The 21,785-nt window shown below is 44.3% G+C and carries 17 protein-coding genes and 1 pseudogene; 13 read left to right on the plus strand and 5 right to left on the minus strand.

The window, feature by feature from the left end; genetic code table 11:
• The first annotated feature begins 14 nt into the window (after positions 1-14).
• From C7R94_RS02350 to C7R94_RS02360, 3 genes are all read left to right on the plus strand, one after another.
• Positions 15-4,769: an Ig-like domain-containing protein gene (locus tag C7R94_RS02350; RefSeq protein ID WP_106778310.1), complete on the plus strand. Its 4,755-nt coding sequence runs from the start codon at positions 15-17 to the stop codon at positions 4,767-4,769.
• Between the two features lie 16 nt (positions 4,770-4,785).
• The gene (locus C7R94_RS02355; protein WP_106778311.1) at positions 4,786-5,286 is read left to right on the plus strand and encodes an SMI1/KNR4 family protein; all 501 of its coding nucleotides are present in this window, start codon (positions 4,786-4,788) and stop codon (positions 5,284-5,286) included.
• A 495-nt stretch (positions 5,287-5,781) separates the two neighbouring features.
• Positions 5,782-6,216 carry a HEAT repeat domain-containing protein gene (locus C7R94_RS02360; RefSeq protein WP_106778312.1) on the plus strand — a complete coding sequence of 145 codons (435 nt, stop codon included), beginning with the start codon at positions 5,782-5,784 and terminating at the stop codon, positions 6,214-6,216.
• A 60-nt stretch (positions 6,217-6,276) separates the two neighbouring features.
• Here the strand turns inward: C7R94_RS02360 and C7R94_RS02365 are convergent, their stop codons facing one another.
• Complete coding sequence (locus tag C7R94_RS02365; protein WP_106778313.1) at positions 6,277-7,599, minus strand: esterase-like activity of phytase family protein; 1,323 nt, start codon at positions 7,597-7,599, stop codon at positions 6,277-6,279.
• A 217-nt stretch (positions 7,600-7,816) separates the two neighbouring features.
• Here C7R94_RS02365 and trpB point away from each other — a divergent pair.
• The 7 genes and pseudogenes from trpB to C7R94_RS02400 all read left to right on the plus strand — a co-directional run bounded on the left by trpB (position 7,817) and on the right by C7R94_RS02400 (position 14,711).
• Positions 7,817-8,982, plus strand: a pseudogene (gene trpB, locus C7R94_RS02370) (tryptophan synthase subunit beta).
• Between the two features lie 171 nt (positions 8,983-9,153).
• Positions 9,154-10,092, plus strand: a complete 939-nt coding sequence (locus tag C7R94_RS02375; RefSeq protein WP_106778314.1) for a nucleoside hydrolase — start codon at positions 9,154-9,156, stop codon at positions 10,090-10,092.
• Between the two features lie 57 nt (positions 10,093-10,149).
• Entirely contained in the window at positions 10,150-11,364 is a 1,215-nt protein-coding gene (locus tag C7R94_RS02380) for a NupC/NupG family nucleoside CNT transporter (RefSeq protein WP_106778315.1), read from the plus strand.
• Between the two features lie 144 nt (positions 11,365-11,508).
• Positions 11,509-12,171 (plus strand): CPBP family intramembrane glutamic endopeptidase, encoded by a 663-nt coding sequence (locus tag C7R94_RS02385; RefSeq protein ID WP_106778316.1) that lies wholly within the window; start codon positions 11,509-11,511, stop codon positions 12,169-12,171.
• Between the two features lie 118 nt (positions 12,172-12,289).
• Positions 12,290-12,874 carry a GNAT family N-acetyltransferase gene (locus tag C7R94_RS02390; RefSeq protein ID WP_106778317.1) on the plus strand — a complete coding sequence of 195 codons (585 nt, stop codon included), beginning with the start codon at positions 12,290-12,292 and terminating at the stop codon, positions 12,872-12,874.
• A gap of 27 nt (positions 12,875-12,901) precedes the next feature.
• On the plus strand, positions 12,902-13,726 hold the full coding sequence (locus C7R94_RS02395) for a hypothetical protein (RefSeq protein WP_106778318.1): 825 nt from the start codon (positions 12,902-12,904) through the stop codon (positions 13,724-13,726).
• Positions 13,727-13,835: 109 nt separating this feature from the next.
• Positions 13,836-14,711 (plus strand): radical SAM/SPASM domain-containing protein, encoded by an 876-nt coding sequence (locus C7R94_RS02400; RefSeq protein WP_047072164.1) that lies wholly within the window; start codon positions 13,836-13,838, stop codon positions 14,709-14,711.
• Positions 14,712-14,800: 89 nt separating this feature from the next.
• Here C7R94_RS02400 and C7R94_RS02405 read toward each other — a convergent pair whose 3' ends face one another.
• From C7R94_RS02405 to C7R94_RS02420, 4 genes are all read right to left on the minus strand, one after another.
• The gene (locus C7R94_RS02405; RefSeq protein ID WP_106778319.1) at positions 14,801-15,661 is read right to left on the minus strand and encodes a copper amine oxidase N-terminal domain-containing protein; all 861 of its coding nucleotides are present in this window, start codon (positions 15,659-15,661) and stop codon (positions 14,801-14,803) included.
• 94 nt (positions 15,662-15,755) lie between these two features.
• Complete coding sequence (locus C7R94_RS02410; RefSeq protein WP_106778320.1) at positions 15,756-17,060, minus strand: MFS transporter; 1,305 nt, start codon at positions 17,058-17,060, stop codon at positions 15,756-15,758.
• Between the two features lie 22 nt (positions 17,061-17,082).
• Positions 17,083-17,694, minus strand: coding sequence for a TetR/AcrR family transcriptional regulator (locus C7R94_RS02415; protein WP_106778321.1), 612 nt, complete (start codon positions 17,692-17,694; stop codon positions 17,083-17,085).
• A gap of 145 nt (positions 17,695-17,839) precedes the next feature.
• On the minus strand, positions 17,840-18,625 hold the full coding sequence (locus C7R94_RS02420; RefSeq protein WP_106778322.1) for a class I SAM-dependent methyltransferase: 786 nt from the start codon (positions 18,623-18,625) through the stop codon (positions 17,840-17,842).
• A gap of 266 nt (positions 18,626-18,891) precedes the next feature.
• Here C7R94_RS02420 and C7R94_RS02425 point away from each other — a divergent pair, with 266 nt between their 5' ends.
• The 3 genes from C7R94_RS02425 (at position 18,892) to C7R94_RS02435 (ending at position 21,780) form a co-directional block, all read left to right on the plus strand.
• Positions 18,892-19,593 carry a response regulator transcription factor gene (locus C7R94_RS02425; protein ID WP_106778382.1) on the plus strand — a complete coding sequence of 234 codons (702 nt, stop codon included), beginning with the start codon at positions 18,892-18,894 and terminating at the stop codon, positions 19,591-19,593.
• Between the two features lie 16 nt (positions 19,594-19,609).
• Positions 19,610-20,725 (plus strand): sensor histidine kinase, encoded by a 1,116-nt coding sequence (locus C7R94_RS02430; protein WP_106778323.1) that lies wholly within the window; start codon positions 19,610-19,612, stop codon positions 20,723-20,725.
• Positions 20,726-20,841: 116 nt separating this feature from the next.
• Positions 20,842-21,780 carry an ABC transporter ATP-binding protein gene (locus C7R94_RS02435; RefSeq protein ID WP_106778324.1) on the plus strand — a complete coding sequence of 313 codons (939 nt, stop codon included), beginning with the start codon at positions 20,842-20,844 and terminating at the stop codon, positions 21,778-21,780.
• Positions 21,781-21,785 lie beyond the last annotated feature (5 nt).

Genomic DNA, 21,785 nt, shown 5'->3' on the forward strand with positions numbered 1-21,785 from the left:
AGGAGACGAGTCTATTGAAGAAAAAGGCTTATCAAAAGTGGCTCATCATAGTTTCCAATATCAGTTTGGTAGCGGGTTTAGTACTCCCGTTTGTCTCTACTGCAGAAGCTAGAAAGCTGAGTGATAGAGTAATCGCTGCCGCTACAGAAGGCGCAGAGAATAACCTGTTGAAAAATGGAAGCTTCGAGGATTATTCAGGAGATAAAGGCATTGCAGACAAATGGGATGTCGAAAGTGACACAGACGTAACAGGAGATTTTCAAGTCGTAGAATCTCCTGTTGATTCCGGAAAATATGCCCAAAAAGTAAAAGCAACGGGTATAGCAAAAGATAAAGGGATGAAAATCGTTCAAAAAGTTAAGGTAGATAGCGATAAAAAGTATCGGCTGAGTGGAGATGTAAACATTGCATCGCTTAGTCAATCTACCTTACAGGTCGGTATCGAATTTTTTGACGCCGAAGGAAACAGCCTGGATAGTAAGAGCGTTGATCTCACAGATGAAAAATTAGACGAATACGTGTCTGTGAAGGAAGTAGTAACTACTCCTCCCGATGTGAGCTACGCTCAGATTTATGCACAGCTGAAATCCACTGAAGATGGTGGAGAAGGCTCGTTATTTTTAGATGACTTCCGCTTGGAAAACCATGAGGAAGAACCAGTAGCTGAGCTTCCGAGTACGCCTGCCAATCTAAAGGCAGATCCGAAAGCAACGCGGATTGTACTGGAGTGGAACGAAGTTAAAAATGCTGCCTCTTATGAATTAAAACGAGATGATGCAGTTGTTTTTACTGGTAACGAAACAAGATTTGCCGATAAAGATCTACAGCCAGAAACCGAGTATGTGTACACGCTCCTCGCAAAAAACGAGCAAGGGGCTAGTGAACCAGCAACCATTCGAGTAAAAACATTAAAACAAGAGGATCAACTGCCAACAGCTATTAGTGCTGATCCAGTTGCTGTCTCAGTCCTGACTGGGGCAACACAACAGTTGCGAATCCAAGCACATTATCCAGATTCCACAGTTGTAGAGGTTACAGACAAAGCTACTTATCAAATCAGCGATGAAACAATAGCAACAATCAGTGAATTAGGAATCATCACTGGTCTGAAAGAAGGAACTGCGAAAATTGCCATTAGCTATCAAGAGCAAAAGTTGGAGATAGACCTTCTCGTCTATAATACCGCTGTTCCATTAACCGGAATTTCGCTTGAGAAGAGTAATCTTTTGATGTCGCCCGGAGTTGAGGAGCAGGTAAAAGTTGCTTTTCAGCCAGAGAATGCAACGAATAAACAAGTAAAGTGGACCTCCAGTGATGAAGCGATTGTGATCGTTGATTCAACTGGCAAGATAACTGCCAAGGCCGTAGGAAATGCAACTGTAACAGTCACATCCGAAGATGGTGGCTTTACCTCAACAGTAAATGTGGTTGTGCAAGAAGCTTCAGAATGGGCGGAAGTATTGAAGAGAGTAGGAGAAGAGTACAACTGGTATGACTTGAACCCGTATCGGATTTTAGACAATCTCAGTGAACTTCAAGAAGAATTGCCGGATGAAGAGGTTACGTTTACTGACCATGAGGGTAAGGTAGTTACTGATAGTTCTAGTAAGAGACTTGCTAGATATATTAAATCATACGAGAAGGCAATCTCAGAAAATATGATTTCCGACAATCGGTACAGTGGAACGGAAGTCTCTCACTCTCAACTGAATTTGTTTAACTTGCTTGCTGCATATAAAAATGCGTACGATCAAGACTTATCAAATGAAGAACAGGATATGTTACTGGACAACATTACTAATTTACTCATGCTTGAATTGCAACAGTTGGAAGCAATCAAAGAGGATGCTGCTCAATATGCGGACAATCTCTCTAAAGCTGGTGAATCCGTTGATCCAGGCTATTTAAAGGATCTCGAAGAGTTTCAGGCGTCTTGGGAAGCGTTACTTGAGGAATTTAAGAATGGAACTATCGTCCAACCATTTAAAAAAATACAGAATCTGATGGACACTGGATCAAATTTGTTAGCTTTCTATGGACTCAATTATAAGATTGAGAACTTGAAAACTGATACCGATAACGATGGTATCCCTGATTTGATAGAGCTTACTTTCAAAACGGACATTTACTCAGCGGATACTGATCAGGATGGACTTAGTGATAAGGAAGAGATTAAGTATAATCTGGATCCAACACAAGCAGATTCCGATGGTGATGGGATACCAGATTCTGAGGCAGATCAAGATCAGGATGGTTTGTCTAACACTGAGGAAGCTAGACTAGGCACCAATTTTGAAAACGCGGATACAGATAATGATTTAATCCCCGATGGTGATGAAGTAAACAAGTACCATACGTCTCCTACTCATTGGGATACGGATAGGGATGGAATATCAGACAAACGAGAAATCGATCTGGGTTTAAATCCGTTACGTGAGGATAGTGATGGTGACGGTCAGCCTGATTCCAAAATCAGGATGACCGAGAAAATTGAGATAAATGAAGATGAACAACGAAGCTTTGAAGCAGCTGGGGTGATTCCGAAGGTTACGATGGATGGGTTTCCACAATCAAGTGAAAACACCATGGTATCAGATGCATTTGAGAATCCATTTGTGAGAAATACGCCTCATATGATTGGACACCCGGTTAACCTAGATGTAAGTGAAGATTTTGAACAAGTAACCCTCGATTTCACCTTAAATGAGAAGTGGAACCATCTCGATTTGCAAAAACTGGCTGTTATGTACTATGACAAAGAAAAGCAGCTTTTGAGAAAACTTCCTAATACTCAAATTAATGAAGCAGATCGTACCATTACAGCGACTGGTGATAAATATGGCTACTATGTATTAGTCGATGGAGAAGAGTGGAACAAACTCCTGGAAACACCATATGATCCAGGGAAGCCTGCTGTCATTCGTGGGAAAATCGAGAACTTTGTGCTTGCCACTACCTATGCAGTAGGAAACCAGAGTATTTTCAATTACGGAACTATTGAGCGGAATAAGGTAGAAGAAGCAATCCGCTCAACAAATATTCCGGCTGATTTGGTCCAAGGACAAGTATTTTCAAACCAACTAGTAAGTCCATCTTACATCTCCAGCGCTATCGACCAATTAGCAGCAAATGCTGCATTGAAAAACAAATGGAAAGTGTTGCTGGTTGCTTCGAAAGAGCAGCATCTCGCTGATCCAAATCTAGCTAATGCAATTGCCAAGGCGAATGAAAATCAAATCATGATTTATACGTATTGGACATCGAATGAGATGGGTAGCGGAGAATGGACTCTGCAACAATTGGCTGAACAGACAGGAGGACAATACGCAGAAAGTGATCTGCAAGATGTCACACAGTCAGTTCCAATCCTGACATCCATCTGGAATGGGGTAATGGCTCAGGAGGATATCGATCAAGATGGTATTCCCGATCGTGTAGAGAAAGAAGGAATTCGACTAGGGACGATGGAACGTGTCGTTCTGTCTACATCTCTTGAAGATTCAGATGGTGATGGTGTCATCGATGGAAAAGATTCGGATGGCAATGGATTGCTCGATGGGTATGAGATGGGTTATACGGATGTGGAAGGAAATCCCTTAAAAGAGACTGCCGTTACGGAACATGAGGTACCTAAAGATGAAGTGGTGGCATTTACTCTTAGTAAAGGATCGAAGCCAAAAACGACTAATGAGGTCAATGAGAGTAACAAGCATTTCTATTATGATCCGAAAACTTGTTGTGACAATGACCCAATCAAAAACGCTGGGATGTATGTTCAGATTGAAGACAGTTGGGTTTTTATTACTTTAAAACCAAAATATAATGTAGATTGGTCATGGTATGAACTTAATCTGGATCAGCTTCCGTGGAGAAGCTTAGTAATTAAAAAGAGAATTGATTTGTTAAATGAAGCTGACATTCCAGGGCCGATAAAATACAATTCTCATTATGTTGATCTAAAAAGAGAGTTACAATGGTGGCTCATCCACATTGATCCAGATGTAGTAGCAGCTAATGGAAGAGGCGCTGGGTTCTTTAAGAAGCTAATAAAAAACGGAGCAAATGAGACTGAGCTTATTCAAGGGGAATGCATCGCCGCATTATTTATAAAAGAGTTTGGACCTAATAATCCAGCAAAGCCATCTCAGAGAAAAATAACCAGAGACGGTATCATAAAAAAGGTGGAGTTTAAAAATGCGAAGGGTAAAGCTTCTGTTGTTATAAAAGAAGTGGTTCCCAAAAACTTTGAGACAGTGGAAGACTATTTAGTAAGTACAGGAGGAGTAGTAGAAGGGTATAGCAGCGCAGTAGAATTTAGAAGAACTGTTGATATAGTAAATATTTATCTAAACAAACCATGGGGTTCACCGAGAATTATCAACAAGGATTTAGCCGGACTTCCTATGAATGGTCCTGGAATAGCTAGGTTCGATGTTATTGGGTTCCCAATATTTAAGGATTATGTAAGATTTACTGCACAAATCGACAAAAAACTATACTTAGCTAAGGATGACGTCCAATTCATAGAAGCTTCAAAACAGTTGAAGGCAGCAATCGAGTCAGGTAGTTCAAAGGTAAAAGGGACATTTACTGCTGAAGAAAAGAAGTTAATAGATCAAGCAGCGGCAGGCAAAAATCAGGGGAGAATCGCTAATTACACATGGCATCACCATCAAGTTGAAGGGAAGATAGAATTAATCCCATTGTTTGTGCATCGATCAGTGACCCATACTGGGGGAAATGCGATTTGGGGAGGATCAAAGAGGTAAAAACGGAGGAATGAGTATGGAAAATGCTAATCATGTTACATTTGAATGTTGCACAGAAAAGATAGACATTCAAGATATCGAAGAAGTTGAATTTGCAATAGGGGTACGCTTTCCGAAAGATTTCGTAGCGTGTATGCTTGAGAATAATGCAGGAGCACCAGTTCCATGCCGATTTGATTACGGACGAGTAGAAGGAAAAGTGTTTAATTCATTCTTTAGCCTTAGTAAAAAGGTAGGTAGCTACCATATATTGCTAGCATATGAGCAAACAAAGGACTCTCTACCTGATGGAGTGATTCCTATCGGATACGATGCAGGAGGTGGTTCTATCTGCTTTGATTATGTCAATGGAAAGCAAGCTGAACCAATTGTTGTTTTTGCTGACCACGAATATATGGTTTCGGAAAGAGATCTGGACGAGCAAGAACTAGAAGAAAAATCCCTAGAAGAATGGCAAAGAGAAGCCATCACCCCAATTGCTTCAACATTTACTGAATTTTTATCGAAGCTGTATTAATTGAAAATAAGAATGCCTAGTGAAAAGCCTCGTGGACTAAATCAACCGCGAGGCTTTTCCTCATACTATTTACACGGACGGGTTGGTTCAAAATAAAAGTGGTTTAACCATACTTCGTACATGCAAGCTGACATTTCTTTATACAACAATAGAAATGTGCATGAATGGGATTGAAGATCATATTGTAACTAGTATCGGTAGAACGCCAGAGTCAAGACGCTCGCCAAGAGCTTATAATGTAAGTCAATTCCCCAATCATCCTGGCGACCCAGAGGGGGGGTATTTTTTGGGTTCTGGCCGCTAACAATGTAGTAACCGCCTTTTCTCCAGTTGAGTATGTGATTGGCTGGGGAAATACCATTCATTTTATTTATGGTTGGAAGGCAACAGACCTATAAAATGTTAGGCTTTCGAAGATTTCACATGTGAGTCAATGGTGTTTGCCGTGAAAATGTAGTCTAATAGAATGATCAAAGCCCAAAGGAGATAGATTACGTGAATAAAACTGTCATCAAAAATGAGTTTCCACCGAATTTTGAGGAATTAAAAAAAGCTGCCAATCGAACGTCTAATTGGAGAGAGCGCTTAGAGGCTGTTGAAGAATTAGGACAGTGGAAGCATGAAGAAACAATAAAATTACTGACGAGAATCATGGAAAACGATACGGTGTACAAAGTGCAAGAGAGTGCTTTTCAAAAACTGAAAGCATTTGGGGAAGGTGTTCGATTACCTGCTCAGAAAAAAGGCGACTTGATCAAAGGAGCAACGAAAGCCTTGGTAAGAATTAAGAAAAGCTTACCAAAAGGTCATACGCTCGAGGAATTCAAAGAGAAACTGCAAAAAATGAGAAGCGATATCTATGATACGTACGAGGGAGAAAAAGGTGCTGATTTTGATCAGTGGCTTGAAAACACCTGGGCGTCGTTATAGTTATTTGGATCGAAGAAGCCCTGCCACTTTCTGAAAGTGCAGGACTTCTTCTTTTGCTTCTTATTTCAAATCTTTACCCACTTTAATCACATACATCTGCGTTGGATTGCTGTTGATTTTAATCTTACCCTTCTCGTCATAGCCCTCAACACCGAAATCATTGTCATTCACAACGGCAATCGTATTTTTATCGACAATCGCCAATCCTTCCAGCTTTTCATGCGGATAATTCAGCTTGGCTACATCCACCAGCAATTCCTTGGAAACAGGGACAATCCCTTTCTCTTTCACTTGGGCAAGACTGAGTTTTTCGAAGTCATGCTCACTTGTAGGAGTACCGAGTAAATTGGTTGCTTTCGAAAAATCTGCCTTATAAATACGTTTAAGCTGTACGTCTGCCCCGGCATTTTTGTCTCGCTCGTCAATCAGTAACACATCCTGGCTGAGTGCGGCCAAATCGCTGATAACGACGTCTTTTTGTTTCACTTTCACGAAATCCTTCGCGTTCTCTGAAATGTACATGTACTCGCCTACAACTTTTTTGGTGGCGAGATCCATTTTTAAAATGCGCAAATTACGGGAGGCTTCGCCTGATTTTTTATTAGGGAGTGCCATCGGACTTTGGATCGAAGTATACAAGAACTTGCCGTCTGGCGAGATGGTGATACCTTCGAATCCACGATTTGCAATGCGCTTGGAATAGACGGCTGGCAGCGTATCAAAAATTTCCATCTTTGCGCCTGCGGTAACCAAGGCTTCTTTGGTGCCCTTAGGTACATAGCGGCCCAGGATTGTGCCGTCACGCCTTACTTGAATGATGGATGGGCGGTATTCATCGGATAACCAAAAAGTATCGTCGACCGGGTTGTAAGCGATGCCTTCCAAATCCAAACCGTCTGGATCGTAACTAATCTTTTTTGTTCCCGTTACATCGTAGGGAACTTCATCAGGGCCAGCGAGGTTTGGCAATCCGCTGATATAGGTAGTTTTCGTAAAAGCGTTGATCTTGCCCTGTGGCAAACGCAGCTTGATGGTTTCTAAAACGTGAATGCTTCCATTCTCCACTTTAATTTTGTACAAGCGTGGTGTGTAGTTTTGGTCAGGGAACGTACGGAGCTCGTCCTTGCCGTATTGCCCATTGGGTCCACGGTCAGCCAATGTATAAAAGATAGAAGGAGGATCGTTAGGGAGATGCACGAGACCGGAGAAGCCGCCTTCTTTAATACCTTCAGCGAGTGCAGGAGGATTTTTCCATTCGTGAATTTCGGCTACAACGGGTGCTCCCGTTACATTTTGAGTTGCACCTGCTCCTTGTGTTCCGATCAAGGACAGAGCCGTGATTGTTGCGATCAGCAAGCTTTTCTTTTGAAAGTGAATCTTCATCTTATCCCTCCGAATGAAAAAACGACGTAATAAACCACTTGTGTTAGACTACCCGATCTATATTGGGAAAATATGAAGCTAAAATGATGGTTTTGTAAAAATTAACAACAAAATAATGAATTCTGAATAATCATAAAACGAAATTGACACACTCTCTTTTGATCTTATAAAATGCAAGGAAGGATTGAGGACTAGTTATAGCTGAGGAGAGATGAGCATGTCATTGACAGAACAGACAAAAAAGGGATATTTCGGTGAGTTCGGAGGAAGCTTTGTCCCTCCGCAATTACAGGAAGTATTGGACTATTTAGCTGAGCAATTTGAAAAGTATAAAGACGATGAGGAATTCATCGAAGAGTACAGGTACTATCTGAAAGAATATATAGGTCGTGAGAATCCGTTGACGCTTGCTCGTCATTTAACTGCAAAACTCGGCGGTGCCAAAATTTATTTGAAGCGAGAAGATTTAAACCATACCGGTGCCCACAAAATCAATAATGTCATCGGTCAAATCCTTCTGGCAAAGCGAATGGGTGCACAGCGTATTATCGCCGAGACGGGTGCAGGACAGCATGGAGTTGCTACAGCGACTGTTTGCGCGATGTTTGGCATGGAATGCGTGATCTATATGGGCGCGGAGGATACGAAAAGACAAGCCCTGAATGTATTTCGAATGGAGCTTTTAGGGGCAAAAGTGGTAGCAGTGTCCAAAGGGCAAGGAAGATTGAAGGATGCAGTTGATGAAGCGCTGAATGATTTGGTGCAAAACTATCAGAACACGTTCTATCTATTGGGATCGGCAGTTGGTCCGCATCCGTTCCCTACGATGGTAAAGTACTTCCAATCAATCATCAGTGAAGAATCAAAACGACAAATCTTAGAAAAAGAAGGTCGTTTGCCGGATGCGGTTATCGCCGCTGTTGGCGGCGGCAGTAACGCGATTGGAGCTTTGCCCATTATATAGAGGAACCGTCTGTTCGTCTGATTGGTGTTGAGCCTGATCAGGCACCTACCTTGACCAAAGGGGTTCCAGCCGTCCTTCATGGTTTTAAATGTTTGGTGCTACTAGATGAAAATGGGGAACCTCAAAAAACGTATTCAATTGCTGCCGGGTTGGACTATCCAGGTATTGGCCCAGAGCACAGCCAGCTAAAAGTCAGTGGACGAGCGGAATACTACACGGTGACGAATGAAGAGGTGTTGGCGGCTTTTCAAGAACTATCGAGAACAGAAGGGATTATTCCCGCATTGGAAAGCGCACATGCCATTGCGTATGCTTTGCAGCTGGCTCCCACTCTGTCCCCGGAGCAGATCCTGATTGTTAATCTGTCCGGAAGAGGGGACAAAGACGTCGAACAAGTTTTCCGTTTGTTAAACAAATAAAAGATACAGAGGCCGTCCTTAAGGGATAGCCTCTTTTTTGTCTATTGACCGCTTTTTTCAATGTGATTGTATATTTTTTAGTAAAACTTTAGTATTATTTTTTGAAGGGTTCCAAATAATAGTGGTTTAATGATACTTCATACGAGTCCATGTATGAGATTGGAGATAATGATGAAGAAAAACATTTACTTTAACCATGATGGCGGCGTTGATGATTTGATTTCTTTATTCTTGCTGCTCCAAATGGATAATGTGAATCTGACGGGGGTATCCGTCATTCCAGCGGATTGCTATTTGGAACCAGCGATGTTTGCCAGTCGGAAAATTATTGATCGGTTCGGTAATGGCGGTTTGGATGTAGCAGAGTCCAATTCTCGCGGGAAAAATCCTTTTCCAAAGGACTGGCGCATGCATGCATTTTATGTAGACGCACTGCCCTTGCTCAATGAATCAGGAGAAGTGATCACGCCAGTAGCGGACAAGCCTGCCCATCTTCACATGATTGAAACGCTGCGTGCAACGGAAGGAAAAACGGCCTTGCTGTTTACGGGTCCTTTGACTGATCTTGCGCGTGCATTGGATGTCGATCCGACCATCGAAGAAAAAGTAGAGCGCCTGGTGTGGATGGGCGGAACATTCCGCGAAGAAGGAAACGTGCATGAGCCTGAGCACGATGGAACCGCAGAGTGGAACGTATTCTGGGACCCGGATGCAGCTGCTCGCGTATGGGAAAGCGGAATCGAGATTGATTTGGTCGCACTGGAGAGCACGAACCAAGTCCCACTGACACTGGATGTTCGTGAGCGCTGGGCAAAAGAGCGCAAGCATATCGGTGTCGATTTCTTGGGTCAATGCTACGCAATGGTGCCGCCGCTTGTACACTTCTCGACCAACTCGACTTACTACCTGTGGGATGTATTAACCACAGCATTTGTTGGCAATAGTGATCTTGTAAAGGTGCAAACGGTTAACAGCATCGTGATTACAGAAGGTGCTAGCCAAGGCCGAACCGTTGAGACGGCTGACGGACGCCCAGTACATGTGGTTTACGACGTAGATCGTGATGCATTTTTTGATTACATAACAGAATTAGCGAAAAAAGTGATCTAGAACAAAGCAAGTCATCTTAGATATCGACACAGCTGGCGATACAGAAAGGATACGTTCATGCAATACATTTGGGGAGTTCTCGGCATCCTGGGAATTTTTTTAATAGCCATTGCGTTTTCGAAAAATCGCAGAGCGATTCAACCGAGGACGGTCATTGGTGCGTTTGCGATTCAGTTTATTTTTGCTTTGGTTGTACTGAAATGGGATTTTGGGAAAAAGCTTCTGGAGTACTTGGCGTCGATTGTACAAAGTATCATTGATTCGACGAATGCCGGGATTCAGTTCTTGTTTGGCGGGATACTCGGTGCACAGAACGCAGGCTTTACATTTGCCCTGCAAGTATTGCCGATCATTATCTTCTTCTCTTCCTTGATTTCGGTCCTGTATTATCTCGGAATCATGCAGTGGGCGACGAAAATCATCGGCGGATTTTTGTCTCGAGTGCTCAAAACGAGCGAAACCGAATCCATGTCAGCCTCTGCAAATATTTTCTTGGGTCCGATTGAGGCGCCACTTGTCGTAAAGCCTTATATTGAGAAAATGACCAAGTCCGAGCTGTTTGCTGTAATGACAGGCGGACTGGCGTGTGTTTCGGGTTCGGTGATCGGTGGGTATGCGATGCTTGGTGTTCCGATTGAATATTTGCTGGCCGCAGCATTCATGGGAGCGCCTGGTGGTTTGTTGCTCGCGAAAATTATCATGCCGGAAACAGAACAGCCACACAGAGTGGAACGTGTGGAAGTCATGAAAGATACGGAGTCCAGAAACGTCATTGACGCAGCTGCACGCGGGGCTTCGGACGGGCTTAAAGTAGCTGCTGGTGTCGGGGCGCTGTTGCTCGCGTTTATCTCGTTGATTTTCTTGCTGAACTCGATTATTTGCTGGCTTGGCGGGCTAGTGGGAGTACAAGCGTTGACGCTCGAGCACATTTTAGGCTACCTGTTCGCGCCGATTGCCTTTATGATCGGGGTTCCATGGGAGGAAGCGCTAAAAGCCGGTTCTTTCATCGGGCAAAAGATTGTCCTCAACGAATTTGTCGCGTACACGGCTTTTGCCCCTGAGATTGCGAATTTGTCGCAAAAAAGTGTTGTGATCATCAGCTTCGCCCTTTGCGGTTTTGCCAATTTGGCTGCGCTGGCTATGGTCATTGGCGGCTTGGGCGGATTTGCTCCGTCAAGAAGATCAGACCTTGCAGAGATGGGCTTGCGTGCAGTAGTTGCAGCAACCTTGGCGAATCTGTTGAGCGCAGCGATTGCGGGGATGCTCATTTAGATGAATAGGTAGAAATAAGTACGAGGGCTGGAGTCATCCATGTCCTCGTTTTTTTGGTACTACGTAAAGTTGGTACTACTCGCTTTTGGTGTTCCCCGCTACAATCTTGTTAGTAAAAACAAGCCATGATTTGGTGGGGATACGATGAAGCATGTTCTGTTATTTCTAGGGCCAACGATCATGATCTTTTTGGGTTTACAGGTCATGAGTAGCGTCCCAGTCACGTTTTTGCTGTTTTACGGGTGGCTGTTTGCGGTTCCGTTTGTAGACATGATCGTCTTGAAAAGAAATACATGGCGGGACACATTCAGGCAAATCGGATTGGGAACCAACCGCTCCAATATGTATCACGGCATTTTGACTGGACTTCTTTCCTTTTTCACCATTATTGTTGCGGGATATTTCTTTCACAGCTTTTTGTTTGATAAGGATGAACTGCAAAATTTATTGGTACAATGGGATTTCTCTGGCAACCTTGTCGTTTGGCTCATCCTTGTTTTGCTAGTGATCAATCCGTTTCTTGAGGAAATCTACTGGAGAGGATATTTATTTAAAAAGCTGGACGGAAAACAGACAAAGCGAACCATGGTTTTGCTGACGTCATTGTTTTACAGCCTGTATCATTTTCTCTCCATCATTCCTTTGTTTAGCTGGCCGTATAATATCGCGATGATTTTGCCAGTGTTTTTGGCGGGAATGATTTGGGGATATATGCGACACAAGAGCAACTCACTAATGGGTTCGATCGTCAGTCATATCCTTGCCGATTCAGGGATTATGGCTGTCTACCTACTATTCTTGAAATGAACGATGCTGGTATGGAGGCAAGCTTCCATACTTTTTTCTATTGGGTGGATAAGGAGGAAAAAGAGCTATGTTGGAAAAAATAAGAAGTTAGGTAAACTCAAAAGATGGAGCTGAAATCATGAACGTAGACGTACTGTTTAACCAGTTTCCCATTCTAAAATCAAATCGTGTCACCTTGAAGAAAATCGAAGAGCAGCATTTGGACGAGGTATTTGAAATCTATAGCAATGACAACGTTTTTGCCTACTGCGGCATTATCCCCAAGCATAACAAAGCGACAGTAAAAAACATGATCGGGCATTTTGAGAGAGACTATTTGAAAAAGTCGAGGATCAAATGGGGGATCTTCGCCAATGATAACCCCGATCACTTGCTTGGCATTATCGAGGCTTTTGATTTTCAGCAAAAGGTAAACATGGTGACGATTGGCTACTTTTTGTCCGAAGCGTATTGGGGAAAAGGGATTGCGACGGAAGCGGTAAACATACTGCTTTCCTTTTTGTTCATGGATGTCAATGTTAACAGAATACAGGCGGAAGTGATGCCTCCGAATGAGACCTCCAAAAAAGTATTGTTGAAGAATGGCTTCATCAAGGAAGGAACACTCAGACAAGCAACGCTTTGGTCAGACAAAGGAATCGTGGATCTAGAGATATACGGAATGCTAAAAGAGGACTACGAAAATGGGGCAAAGAAAGAATGAGACAGAAGCAAGTGGGTGAAAATGCGGATGAAAACCATAAACGACCTGCAAATAAACAACTGGCTATCCATGGGGTTGGGGAAGAAAAAAGAATGGCTCAAGTCCTTTGAAGGTTATAAAGGTCATGCCCTTACATTCAAAAGCGTAGAGAGCTTTACCTCAGGCAAACTGGCCTTGGAGACGGGCATCTATGAGCTGGACGGCTGCGAGTATGTATTCGTACCGGGCAGTAGAGTCAGATTGGGATGGAATCAGCCAGTGAAACAAGATGAATTTATTCTGTCTGCGATGCAGAGCGAGCTTGAGATCGCTGGTTTTGAACAGGATGCCCTCGATTATCTTTCAAACGTATTTTCGCCGGTAAGAGAAGCAGAGATTCCCCCGATGCTTGTGGAAAGAAATGTACAGCAAGTAGTCAATGCGGATGGACGTTTGGTTAACTTCATGGAGGTTATCAAGGAGTTAGACCAGCAAGGCTTCTCGTTACTGACGGAGGATGAATGGGAGTACATATGCGGGGGAGGAACTAAGCGGATTTTCAGTGATCATCTTGATCAGGGTCTTTTAGAGGATATCGGTATGGAAAAACGGTATTACTATGACGCAGACTTGGAGAAACCGAGTGGCTTTGGTGTGTATATTGCATACGATCCATATCTGTATGAGCTTGTAAATGCCCCTTGCTATGCGAAAGGCGGAGATGGGGGAGCAGCTGCACATGGCGGATATTATATGTTGGGCGTGGTTCCGCTGTCTCCCCATTATAGAGATGAAGGAATTAAGGAGCTTATTTGCAGCGATGGGAATTTTGATTGTGATGTCTATGCAAGGCGCGTGGTAAGGATCAAGTAGACGCGAGTTTTCGAGCAAACCACCAGAATACACCGTTACTTGTAAAAGCCCTCCTATGTTACTATGATGGGTATGATCAATCATAGGCATCGGGAATGGGGAAAACATCTTGAAAACATTTAAGAAAGTCTATATAGAAATCACCAGCGTGTGCAATCTCGCCTGTACCTTTTGTCCGCCAACGGAGCGCAGCAAAAGCTTTATTAAAGTAGAAGACTTTGCGAAAAGGCTGGATGAGATCAAACCGCACACGGATTACATTTACCTGCACGTCAAAGGAGAACCGCTTCTCCATCCAAAAATTGATGAGCTGCTCGATATCAGTCATGAGAAAGGCTTCAAGGTCAACATCACCACAAATGGGACGCTGATCGCGAAAAATCGGCATAAATTGCTGGGCAAGCCCGCGCTCCGACAAATGAACTTCTCGCTTCACAGCTTTGACGGACATATCGGTTCAACCAACCGCGAAGGTTATTTGCGCGAGATTCTTTCATTTGTTCGGGAAGCGCAGGAGCATCAAGTGATTTTTTCTTTCCGTCTGTGGAATTTGACACAGGATAACGCCACGAACATTCAAAAGAGTAGAAACCGCCAGACGCTCGAAGTGATTGAGAAAGAATTTGGGCTGGACTATCGAATTGAAGAAAAAGTAGTGCCAGGCAGTGGGGTAAAAATCGATGACCGCGTTTATTTGAACCAAGATTACGAATTCCAGTGGCCGAGTCTGACGGCGCCTGAAGATGATGGAAAAGGCTTTTGTCATGGACTGCGCACGCAAGCGGCGATTCTCGAAAATGGAACCGTTGTGCCGTGTTGTCTAGATGGGGAAGGGGTTATTAATCTGGGGAATATCAATCAGACCTCTTTCACTGATATTGTGGATGGCGAGCGGGCCAATAATCTGATAGAAGGATTTTCTCGCAGGGAAGCTGTCGAGGAATTATGCAGAAGATGCGGGTACCGTCAGCGGTTTGGAGCGTAACATAGATAAAACGTCCGAGTCATATGATTTTTTCGGACAGAACTATATGGTAAAAAAGCCCTCAGCTATGTGAGGGCTTTTATCCTGTATTATTTTGCAGATGTATCGTCAGAGTCTGTATCCTGTTCGGATTCTTGAGAGGCTTGAATGTCGTCAATAATGACGATTTTGCCTTCTTCTTGCCATTCTACTTTCGCGTTCAGCTGTTCACTGATGAAGCGCAGAGGCAGGAATACACGTCCGTTTTTCAGTACAGGTGCAGTGTCCAGAGAAATGGTTTTCCCGTCTACAGATGCTTCTTTTTTATCGAGGAACAGCGTGATGGATTTTTCGCCACGCGTAATTTCTACGCTACGAGTCTCTGGCTTCCAGTTTACTTCCGCTTTCAATGCGGAGCTGATAGCACGTACAGGCACCAACGCTCTTCCACCTTGTACAAACGGTGCCACGTCAGCTTTTACCTGTTTTCCATCTACGAATGCACTCACTTCTGTCGAGCCAGTATTCTCAAGGAGTTCTCCAAGCTTTTTGAATGGTGTGTGATCTCCTTTTTGGTACGTGCGCTGAAGAAGCTCAAGCTGAACCTCCAAAGCTCCATGTTTGTCAGTCGTTTTTTCCAGTTCAGCTACCAACTGCTCGTATTTCGCTTTTTGATCTTCCGTGATTTCGGCTGCATGCTTGAGCTCTTGGCGAAGCTCGATCAGCTCTTTTTTCAATTTTACGTCTTTGATTTTGGATTCTGTGCTAGCTTCGGTTGAGTTCTCATCGTCGCTATCAGTATCGGTATCAGATTCTTTGACAGAAGTTTCTTTCGTTTTTTCTTTTGCTTCTGCCTTTACTTCGGGCTTGCCGTTCCCTTTTCCTTTGCTTTCCAGGTCAGCCGCCAGAGCAGCAGGTACACTTGTTGCGAGTAGAATAGCAACCAACGAAGTAGATATAGCTTTTTTCATTTGAATCTTCCTCCTTCTAGGTGTAAGTTTCATGAACTCGCATTCAAGACGGAAGAATATATGAATAAGTTGCATAGGTTTTGAGAAAATATTTTTATTTGTGCGAATGGTTACCTTTCAGTGTCATTCCTTCCAAATCCCGTATCTTTCTTACCCTTCCGATTACGATTCCTAGTATCGCCACAAGTACGCCAGAGAGAATAAACAAAAAGCCAATTCCTCTGCCCGACCCCGTTCCAATGATCTGTCCGACCGTTTGACCCAGCAATCGATCTGGATCAAACAACGGATTGAATACATGATCCGCCAAAAATCCTGCCGATCCAAATGCCAGTACGAACCCGATTTGTGAAATAGCCGTGATCATCGACCACACTCTGCCTTGTCGTTCATTCTCGACGTTCGTTCGAATGAGAACCTCGAGGCTCGTGTTCACAAAGGGAAGCGTGGTGAAAAAGAGGAAGCCAAAAATCATAATCAGCCAAACGGAAGTAAACACACCCATGAGGGCATAGAACAAGCCAGCAAGTACGAGAGAGAAGGACAGCATGAACACCTTGCTCTTTCCCATACCGAAAAGTCCGATCAAAAGGCTGCTGACGAGCATGCCCGATGCAGATACAGAGAGGGCGAGACCGAGTGTCTTGGAATCAGTGAATGCCAGCATCATTGGCCCAAAAAGCGATTGCAGAAGCCCGATGTAAAAGCACACGACAGACATTAACAGAACGAACGAGAAAACCCCTTTCTTTGAAAGGAGATAGCGGAAGGCTTCAGACATTTCGCGAAAAAAGCTTTGTCTTTCGTATTTCCGGGGAGTGGCTTCGTGTTTCATAATCATCAGCACGGCGCCGACAGCTAGAAGGAAGGTTATCATATCGATGAATAAGACGAGCTGGATATCAAAAGCACTGAGAAGAAACCCTGCAACCAGTGGGGAAATAAGATATTGAGCCGAACTTGCCAGTTGGATGAGCCCGCTTGCCTGTGAGTACATCTCTTCCGAAACCAGATCGGAGACGGCTGCTTTAAAGGCTGGGTTTAGAATAGCGGCAGAGATCGAGCTGATGCCGACCCCCAAATAGATGTGCCATAATTCCATACGACCGGACAGCATGACAAGCAAGATGAACAAGATACCAGCTATGGAACCGAGATCGCCAATGATCATCATTTTCTTGCGGTCAAATCTGTCTGCCAGCACCCCGCTAAAGGGTAGTAAAAGGAAGGAGGGGAGAAAAGAGAAGAGAATGATGAACGAATAGCTCATGGTAGAGTGGGTCTGTTGAAAAACAAAGACACCCAAGGCAAAAGCGGTTAGTCCGCTTCCGATAGCTGAAAACAGCTGCCCTGACCAAATGATCAGGAATCTGCGAAAAGCTTTATCATGAGCGTTCATTGTCTTTCCTCCTTTTCATCCATTACAGAAAAGAGAAGGAGCCCGGCTCAGCTCCTAGTGATCTTTCAATAATCACCTGCATGGCCTGTAGACGTTTTGTCTGTTCGTCTTGCTCCCAAGGAAAAATGCCTGATTCCAACAAAAATTGCGAGCCAGCGAGGAGAAACTGAACGGTCTCCAAGGCATTCTCGACATGAAAGACAGCTTCTTTATTTCCTTGTTCAATGACTTGTGCCAGAACAGGAGCAATTTTTAAGATAATGGCGATGTTAAGACGCTCGTGAAGCTCTCTGTTTTCGGGGCGATGCAAGCTTTCCATCCATTCGGCTTGGTTGTCGATGGGGTGGCTTTGGCTGCGCAGCATCTGGCGAACCTTCTCCATGACAGGTAAGGTAGAGTCATCTGCGATTTTTTTATATTCTTCGCAAAGTGTATCGACCATGGATTGGACAAATGCTTCAAGGATCTCTTCCTTCGATTTGAAGTAGTAATAAAAGGTTCCTTTTGCTACGCCCACCTTTTGAATGATCGCATCCACAGTTGTATGGACATAACCCTGATTTCGAAATAGCTCCCCGGCGGCTTCCAATAATTCTGCTCGCCGTGTTGTGGGGTCTTTCACGATTCTTTTCATCGGCGCCTCCTCCGATTGTCACTAAGTGGTTGGATACAGATTACCATATGACTGACCGTCAGTCTATAAGTGCGTAAAAGAAAAGAGGAGGGAAAGCCTCCTCTTTTCGGTAGTAGGAATTTAATAAGATGATGGCAAACGTTCGTTATAATTTCTCGGCGATAATCGTGAAGGTTTTCGGGATTCCTTTATCAAAAACTTCCGATGAAAGATTCGGGAGTTCTTCCAGCATTTTTAGGTATAACCCTTTGCTTGCAATGGCCGTAACGATTTCGCCTAACGTCCAATTGCGTAACAATACTTTTGATTCAGCGACATTTGTACCGTCCGAGAGAAATTTGGAGAAAGCAATTTCCTTTTCCTCAAGCGAGGTGTCGAAATAATCGCCTGTTACTTTATGTTTGCGGATAGTAGCAGTCGTTCCGCGTGAGGAAATGAGTTTTGTGGATACCGGATGGAAATCTTGGAGCACGAGCACGCCGCCTTTTCGCAGGAGCGAGTTGACCACCTGGAATAACTCGGTTAAGTCCAAAAAGTAATGAAGAATACCGAATTCCATAAAAACGAGATCATACTCACCAGACAATACATCTGGAGGTAGCTGTAATACATCCGATACGATGTAAGTCAGGTCAACATCGGCAGCTGCAGCCAGTTCTTTGGCGTACTGCTCATTCTCATAAGAAAAATCGGCGATGGTTACGTCGGCACCTAGCAAGGCGAGCGCAACGGCTTTGTTTCCATTTGAACCGAGTAAATTGATAATTTTTTTGCCGCGAATATCCCCCATGTGCTCATATACCTTGCCGATTCGCTTTTGGGGGTCTTCTTTAATTTTGACCGCTGCCTCAGCAGGTGTACCAAAGCGTTTCAGCCACGCTTGATAAGCCCCAGTGTTCCAAGATGTTTTATTCAGTTGTGCTGTTTCCACAAATTCCCCTCCATAGAGTATTCCATTCAAAAAATTGGCCCCGATAAGGTTGGTAAGAGGGCTTAGGTAATTTATCATACTGACACATATGATTCGTGTCTATATATTTTCGAAGTGTTAATTTTTCCATGTGTGACCGGAAAGTAAGAACCATTGGGACGAGATTCTACAATTGTGAAGCAAAGCAGGACAGTGGTAATATTGGGAAAAAATATACGTCCGCTCTTTATGCGGTCGAGGGTTTGTTCGACGGGAGGCAAGCTGCTTTGAAAATCAAAGTGTTGATCGCAGACGACAATTCGTTTATACGGGAAGGCATGAAAATCATCCTGACGAGCTTTGCGGAGTTTGAAGTAGTCGGGATTGTGGAGGATGGGGTCGAGGCGGTGACGTTTTGCAAACAGAACGAAGTAGACGTAGCACTCTTGGACGTTCGGATGCCGAACATGAATGGAGTGGAAGCGACTCGTGTGCTGACTACAGAAACTACAGTCAGACCACTCATTTTGACCACGTTTGACGATGATGAATTTGTTCTCGAAGCCATTCAAGCGGGGGCACGGGGGTATTTATTGAAAAACAATGATCCCAACCGCATCCGAGATGCCATCAAGAGTGTCTATAACAACCATCACGTACTGCAGGATGTCGTCCTGGATAAGATCAAAATGAACCTGAATACAGGGAAGAACGCGACGGATACCGTGTCCACTACCGCTGCTCCCAAAGCGACAGCAGCCATCCCTACCGAAAGCAAAATCGACCAAAGCTTATTTACGGAACGGGAGCTCGATGTCATGAAGCAGATCGCCAAAGGGCTATCGAACAAAGAAATCGCCAAGAAGCTGTTTATTTCCGAGGGAACAGTGGCGAATTACATTACTTCTATCTTGAATAAAACAGGGCTTGAACACCGTACGCAGATCGCCATCTATTATTTGACGGGCGAAACGAACATGTTGGATTGAAAGGAGGTCACTACTGATGGAGTTATGGACTATGGCTAATAAGGCAGCGGTGCTTGGGTTTATCATCGTGACTTATTTTCTGGCCCATCCCACTTCTGAAATGGACCCGTGGCAAATTCTTGTGTACTTGTTGTATTTGGCTATTAATCTCACCATTCTCATTGTGAAAAAGAGGAATCATAAGCAATTATTCATGGGGCTATCCATCGTGTTCGTGGTAGCAAGTACGCTCGTATTGGACTCGTTATTTGTGTTGCTCTTGCCAGTCCACATTTTGGAGCTCGTATATTTGGCCAGTAAGCAGAGGGTGGTCGTATTTGGATGTATGCTGTTGCCTTTGTTCATTGTTTTGCCTGAATGGATGCCCATGTATTTATTAACGGCTTTTCTTAGCTTTTTGCTGTATAGGTGTGGCAGCATGCTAACTGACAAGCTCCGCAGATTAGAGGCAGAACGGGAGAAAATGAGAGAGGATTTGCATAGCTTGACCCGCTCCTTGAACGAGAGCAGCGAATACTTCCGCCAGTCGACCTATACGATTCAACTGGAGGAGCGCAATCGCCTTTCTCAACAAATCCACGACGATGTGGGGCATGCGGTGGCAGGTGCGCTCATTCAGATGGAAGCGTCGCGACTGCTGATGGCGACTGATCAGGACAAGGCATCCGAGCTGCTCCGCAATGCGATCGCAATATCGAAGGAAGGGCTGGAGCGAATCAGAGTGACACTCAAGGATGTGAAGCCACGGCCGGAGGAGCTGGGAATCAATCGACTCCGGTTGTTTGTCGATGAGCTGTCTGCGAGAGAGACAGTGACAGCCACGCTTACTTTTGACGGGGACATCGACGTCATTACACCGATTCAGTGGAGAATCATCCAGCAAAATGCAACGGAAGCGGTCACGAATGCACTCAAATATGCTAAGGCAACAGTGATTTCCCTAGAGGTACGGGTGCTGAATACATTCATTAAAGCAGTGGTCACAGACAATGGGGCCGGTGCAGAAAAGGTTGTAAAAGGGCTTGGTATTCTCGGGATGGAGGAGAGAGCCGCTTCCGCTGGTGGAACAGTGATTGTGGACGGTACGCGAGGCTTTAGCGTGACCACTCTGCTGCCTTATCGCAACGAATGAAAAAGATCATGAGAAACAACATGAGAATTCTCATACCGGGGGATGAACTTATGCACTGACATAAGGGCATCCTTTTTTATTACAATGCAGACATAGCTACGAAGGGAGTGAGTTACGTGAGTCATGTATTGGAAATTCGTCAGTTAACGAAAAAATTCGGTGATTTCGTCGCCGTCGACAATATGTCTCTACATGTGCGTGAAGGAGAAATCTTTGGTTTCCTGGGGGCCAACGGAGCGGGAAAGAGCACGACCATCAACATGATCGCCTCCCTGTTGCGCGTGACAAAGGGCGAGATTACCCTGCTGGGAAAAAACATTGAGAAGCACAGCAAATTCGCCAAAATGAACATCGGTATCGTCCCACAAGATATTGCGATCTACGAGGATATGACTGCCTATGAAAACGTGAGGTTTTTTGCTGGCTTGTATGGACTGCGTGGATCACTGCTTCGCGAACGGACGGAAGAGGCGCTTGAATTCGTAGGTCTCGGTGACAAAGCTACTAGCTTTCCTAAAAACTTCTCTGGCGGGATGAAGCGTCGGTTAAACATCGCTTGCGCCATTGCCCATCGGCCGAAGCTGATCATCATGGACGAACCTACTGTCGGAATTGACCCTCATTCGCGCAATTATATTTTGAATTCGGTGCGAAAGCTCAACGACATGGGCTGCACGATCATTTATACGAGCCATTACATGGAGGAAGTCGAAGAAATCTGCACCCGCATCGCCATCGTCGATCATGGAAAAGTCATCGCAGAAGGAACGAAGGAGCAATTAAAAGCGATTATAACCGACGCGAAGGAAATTTGGATTGGCGTCAGAGCAGATGAACCGTTAAATCTCGATGCTCTAAAGGCGATTGCTGGCGTGAATGCGGTGCTTCAAGAAGAGAATACGATCAAAATCGTGTCTAAAGCGGAGATCAACAACCTGAACCAGATCATTCAACAATTAATCAAGGATCAGGTAGAAATCCGCTCCGTTGAAGAGCAAGCGCCGAATCTGGAGACGGTGTTCTTGACCTTAACCGGTCGAAACTTGCGAGACTAGAGGAG

It is taken from the genome of Brevibacillus sp. NRRL NRS-603 (genome assembly GCF_003013445.1).
GTDB lineage: Bacteria > Bacillota > Bacilli > Brevibacillales > Brevibacillaceae > Brevibacillus > Brevibacillus formosus.

Bases quoted from the DNA above. Each gene is read 5' to 3' on its own strand.
- C7R94_RS02385 (WP_106778316.1), top strand. From the start codon at position 11,509: ATGAAGCATGTTCTGTTATTTCTAGGGCCAACGATCATGATCTTTTTG.
- C7R94_RS02430 (WP_106778323.1), top strand. From the start codon at position 19,610: ATGGAGTTATGGACTATGGCTAATAAGGCAGCGGTGCTTGGGTTTATC.
- C7R94_RS02355 (WP_106778311.1), top strand. From the start codon at position 4,786: ATGGAAAATGCTAATCATGTTACATTTGAATGTTGCACAGAAAAGATA.
- C7R94_RS02415 (WP_106778321.1), bottom strand. From the start codon at position 17,694: ATGAAAAGAATCGTGAAAGACCCCACAACACGGCGAGCAGAATTATTG.
- C7R94_RS02380 (WP_106778315.1), top strand. From the start codon at position 10,150: ATGCAATACATTTGGGGAGTTCTCGGCATCCTGGGAATTTTTTTAATA.
- C7R94_RS02395 (WP_106778318.1), top strand. From the start codon at position 12,902: ATGAAAACCATAAACGACCTGCAAATAAACAACTGGCTATCCATGGGG.
- C7R94_RS02410 (WP_106778320.1), bottom strand. From the start codon at position 17,060: ATGAACGCTCATGATAAAGCTTTTCGCAGATTCCTGATCATTTGGTCA.
- C7R94_RS02375 (WP_106778314.1), top strand. From the start codon at position 9,154: ATGAAGAAAAACATTTACTTTAACCATGATGGCGGCGTTGATGATTTG.
- C7R94_RS02390 (WP_106778317.1), top strand. From the start codon at position 12,290: ATGAACGTAGACGTACTGTTTAACCAGTTTCCCATTCTAAAATCAAAT.
- C7R94_RS02405 (WP_106778319.1), bottom strand. From the start codon at position 15,661: ATGAAAAAAGCTATATCTACTTCGTTGGTTGCTATTCTACTCGCAACA.
- C7R94_RS02365 (WP_106778313.1), bottom strand. From the start codon at position 7,599: ATGAAGATTCACTTTCAAAAGAAAAGCTTGCTGATCGCAACAATCACG.